This is a genomic window from Rhizobacter sp. P3_C12 (assembly GCF_056402735.1).
This window is the reverse complement of sequence record NZ_JBFUGW010000399.1, coordinates 1-4,313: the sequence shown is the minus strand read 5'-3', so window position 1 is coordinate 4,313 and position 4,313 is coordinate 1. Positions and strand designations below refer to the sequence as shown.

The following is a 4,313-nucleotide window of genomic DNA, read 5'->3' as shown; positions in this document are numbered from 1 at the left end:
GTGCGAGCGTGTCCGCCTCGGCGATCGGCACGGCCTCGGACAGCGTCGGGTCGAAGGTGGCAGGTGCGACGACGTCGGGGCCGGTCTCCTCCAGTTCGAGGAACGGGTTGGTCACCATGCTGTCGCGGATCTCCTGGACGAAATCCTGCGACGACAGCTGCAGCAGGCGCACGGCGCGCTGCAGGCGCGGCGTCAGGCCCTGGACCTGCCGCGCCTCGGTTCGAAGGGTCGGTGCATTCATTCCGCGGTCTCCTTGATGCTTGGTCTTCGACGTCCCTTGTGATCCCTGGCGGAAGCTCGTCGTAGGACGATGCCTCGCAGGGAAAACATCTCAGTCATCGCTCTGCAACACATGTGCCACCGAGGGGCGCGGGCACGCCAACTGCCGGAGGAGGAGACGGGCCTCACGGCCTTCAACTGAAAGGAATTGACCATGAGCCACGATGACATCGTCGACACCCTGAACGACCTGATCGAGACCTCGAAGGACGGCGAATTCGGCTTCCTCGCCTGCGCGAAGCACGTGCAGTCGGAAGAGCTGCGCACGCTGTTCACGCAACGCGCCAACGAATGCCGCCGCGCCGCCGAGGAACTGGCGCCGCTGGTCGCGCAGTACGGGGGCGAACCGGAAGACGACGGCACCACCGCCGGCTCGCTGCACCGCGGCTGGGTCGCGGTGCGCGGCTCGCTGGTGGGCTACACCGACCAGGCGATGCTCGACGAGTGCGAGCGCGGCGAGGACGCGGCGCTGGCCCGCTACCGCGCGGCGCTGCGCGACGACGACCTGCCGGAGCCGGTGAAGTCGGTGGTGGCGCGCATGCAGCTCGGCGTGCAGCGCAACCACGACCAGATCAAGATGCTGCGCGACCGCGAACGCGCGAAGAGCTCGTCCTGACCTGCGACTCTCGGCGGCACGTAAATGCTGCCGAGTTTCTTACCGGCGTCAGAAAACTTCACCCGGTCGAATTTGCAGAGCTTGAAGAGGGCACGTGCCGGCCAGCCAGCGCCTCCAGTACGTCAGTGATGCGGTGCCCGGCATCCGCCGGGCGCGCCGCGGCAACGGCTTCAGCTACCTCGGGCCGGACGGCCGGCCGTTGCGCGAGCGCAGCGAACTGGAGCGGATCCGGCGGCTGGCGATTCCGCCCGCGTACACGCAGGTGTGGATCTGCCCGTCGCCGCTCGGCCATGTGCAGGCCACCGGGCGCGATGCGCGTGGCCGCAAGCAGTACCGCTACCACGCCGAGTGGCGGCGGGCGCGCGATGCCGACAAGTTCGACCGCATGCTGGAATTTGGCGAGGCGCTGCCGCGCATCCGGGCCCGGGTGCAGCGCGACCTGAAGGGCGGCGGCGCGAGGCCGGGCCGCGAGACGGTGCTCGCGACCGTCGTACGCCTGCTCGACACGACGCTGGTGCGCGTGGGCAACGACGAGTACGCCCGCAGCAACGGCTCGTTCGGCCTGACGACGCTGCGCAGCCGGCATGCGCGCGTGAACGGGCGCGAGATCACGCTGCAGTTCCGCGGCAAGAGCGGCGTGCAGCACCGCGTGGCGCTCGAAGACCCGCGGGTCGCGCGCGTGGTGCGGCGCTGCCAGGCATTGCCGGGACAGGCCTTGTTCCAGTACGAGGGTGACGACGGCGAGCTGCACGGCATCGGCAGCGACGACGTCAACGACTACCTGCGCGAGGCGAGCGGGGCCGAGTTCACCGCGAAGAACTTCCGCACCTGGCATGCGAGCGTGCATGCGCTGGCGCTGCTGGGCGAGTTGCCCGGCGAACGGGCCGATGCAGCCGAAGGGAAGCGGGAGGACGAGGGCTTCACGCGCCGCGAGCTGAACGACGTGCTGGCCGACGTGGCGCAACGGCTGGGCAACACGGTGGCGGTGTGCCGCAAGTCCTACGTGCACCCGCAGGTGCTGGAGGCGACGCCGGCCCGGCTGCGCAGTGCGGCCGAGCGGCTCGCCGCCTTGCGCCGGCGCCGCGGCTGGTCGGTGGCCGAGCGGCAGCTGGTCGCCTACCTCACCGGCGACTGATCCCGGCAACCCCCCGAAAGAGCGTCCGGGCGCGCCGGGGGCGCTCGTCATAATCGCCGCCACAAGGACAGCGGTGGAGGGCCGATGAACTTCGTCTATGCGGTACTGGGCGGCCTGGTGGGGCTGGCGCTCGGCGGGCCGGCCGGTGGGCTGGTGATGCTGATCGTGACGCCGCTCGTGGTGTGGCAGATCCGCAAATCGAAGCAGGCCGAGGCGGCGGCACCGGTGCCGGCCGAGGCGGCCTGGCCCGAGATGCCGGACGAGGCGGCGGCGCCGCAGGCTGCAGCCCCGGCGGCTCCCGCCGCGACGAAGGCGCCGGATCTCGCGCAGCGCGTGGCGGCGCTGGAGCACGAGGTGAGCGCACTGCGGCTGCAGGTGCAGCGGCTGTCGGGCGGCATGGTGAGCGCCACTGCGGAACCGGTCCCGTCGCCGATCCCGGACAGCGTCCTCGAACTCGACCTCGAACCGCTCATCGAACCCCGGCCCGTACCGAGCGCTGCGGCATCGATCGAACCGGCGGTCGCGTCGATCGCCGTACCGGTACCGTCGTTGGCCGAACCTGTTCCCGCGCCGATCTTCGAGCCCGCGGTGGCGGCAGCGGCAGCTCCCGAAGAGCCCGCGACACCTGCCCCGTGGACCGAGCCGTCGCGCGCGACCCCGCCGCCGCCCGTCGAACCCGCGTTGCCGCTGCGCGACCGCCTGCCGCCATTCGTCGCGCGCTGGATCTTCGGCGGCAACACCATCGTCAAGGTGGGCGTGCTGATCCTGTTCCTGGGCCTCGCCTTCCTGCTGCGCTATGTGGCCGAGCGGGCGACGCTGCCGGTCGAGTTCCGCTATGCCGGCGTCGCGCTGGTGGGCGTCGTGATGCTGGTGCTCGGCTGGCGCCTGCGCGACCGGCGCGATGCCGCTGGCGGCCAGGGCTACGGGCTGATCCTGCAGGGCGCCGGCATCGGCGTGTTCTACCTGACGGCGCTGGCGGCCTTGCGCCTGAACGGCTTGCTGCCGCCGGGTGCGGCCTTCGCGGTGATGGCGGTCGTCGCGGTGCTGGGTGCGGCGCTCGCGGTGCTGCAGAACGCGCCATGGCTCGCCTACGTCTCGGTGGCCGAGGGCTTCCTCGCGCCGGTGCTGGTGTCCACCGGCGGCGGCAACCACGTCGCGCTGTTCAGCTACCTCGCGGTGCTCGACGTCGGCATCTTCCTGATGGCCTGGCACAAGGCCTGGCGGCCGCTGAACCTGATCGGCGCGGTCGGCACCTTCACGCTGGCCGGCGCCTGGGCGCAGGCGCACTACACCGATGCGGTGTACGCGTCGACGCAGGCCTTCCTGCTGCTGTTCTTCGTGCTGTTCACCGCGATCGGCGTGCTGTTCGCGCGGCGCGCGCTGGCGCTCGGCGACGACCCTGCCGCGACCGATCCACTGGCGCAGCGTGCGCGGCAGGCGCTGCAGCAGGTCGGGCGCGTCGACAGCGCGCTGGTGTTCGGCGTGCCGCTGGCGGCCTTCGGCCTGCAGTACCTGATGGTGAAGGACACCGACTGGGGCGCGGCCTGGTCGGCGCTCGGCTTCGCGTTCTTCTACCTCGTGATCGGCGGCGCGCTGCTGCGCAGTGCGCGCATCCGCTATGCGCTGCTCGGCGAAGCGCACGTGATCGTCGGCGTGATCTTCGCCACGCTCGCGATCCCGCTGGCGCTGGAGGGCGCGTGGACCGGTGCCACCTGGGCGGTGGAAGCGGCCGGCATGTTCTGGCTCGGCGTGCGCCAGCACCGGCTGTACACGCGGGCGTTCGCGCTCGCGGTGCTGGCCGGCGCGGTGGTGCGGCTGGTGAGCGCGTTGTCGCTCGACCTCGCGCCGGGCACGCCGCTGGTCGACGGCTCGCTGATCGGCGTGTTGCTGATGCTGGCCAGCGTGCTGGCGATGTGGCGCGTGCATCACCGCCACCCGGCTGCGCAGCGTGCGGGCTGGGAGCAGGGCAACGACATCGCGCTGCCGTGGCTCGCGGTCGCTGCGACGGCGCTGCTCGGATGGATGGTGCTGGTGCCGCTGTGGGCCTCGGTCGCGACCGCCTTGCTCGCGCTGGTGCTGGCGACGCTCGGCCACCGCTTCGCGCTGCGCGTGCTGACGGCCTGCTCGGGCGCCTTGCACCTGGTCGCGCTGGCGGGGCTGGCGGCTTCGCTGCACCTCGATCCGCTGCAGGCGCCGCGCGACGGCTGGCCGGGGCTGGTCGCGGCGCTGCTGGTCGGCGGCAGCCTGCTCGCGACGGCGTGGCTGGAGTTGCGCGCGCAACTC

Annotated in this window: 3 protein-coding genes and 1 pseudogene; 3 read left to right on the top strand and 1 reads right to left on the bottom strand. The window is 71.8% G+C overall.

Features of this window, described 5'->3' with window-relative positions:
• Positions 1-241, bottom strand: a pseudogene (locus AC1DXV_RS31930) (RNA polymerase factor sigma-54); the annotation flags it as partial.
• A gap of 192 nt (positions 242-433) precedes the next feature.
• Here AC1DXV_RS31930 and AC1DXV_RS31925 point away from each other — a divergent pair.
• From AC1DXV_RS31925 to AC1DXV_RS31915, 3 genes are all read left to right on the top strand, one after another.
• Positions 434-895 (top strand): PA2169 family four-helix-bundle protein, encoded by a 462-nt coding sequence (locus tag AC1DXV_RS31925; RefSeq protein WP_169672880.1) that lies wholly within the window; start codon positions 434-436, stop codon positions 893-895.
• A gap of 94 nt (positions 896-989) precedes the next feature.
• Positions 990-2,030, top strand: a complete 1,041-nt coding sequence (locus AC1DXV_RS31920; protein ID WP_477937500.1) for a DNA topoisomerase IB — start codon at positions 990-992, stop codon at positions 2,028-2,030.
• An 84-nt stretch (positions 2,031-2,114) separates the two neighbouring features.
• Positions 2,115-4,313, top strand: a 2,199-nt coding sequence (locus AC1DXV_RS31915) for a DUF2339 domain-containing protein (RefSeq protein WP_477937498.1), incomplete at its 3' end; no start/stop codon positions are given.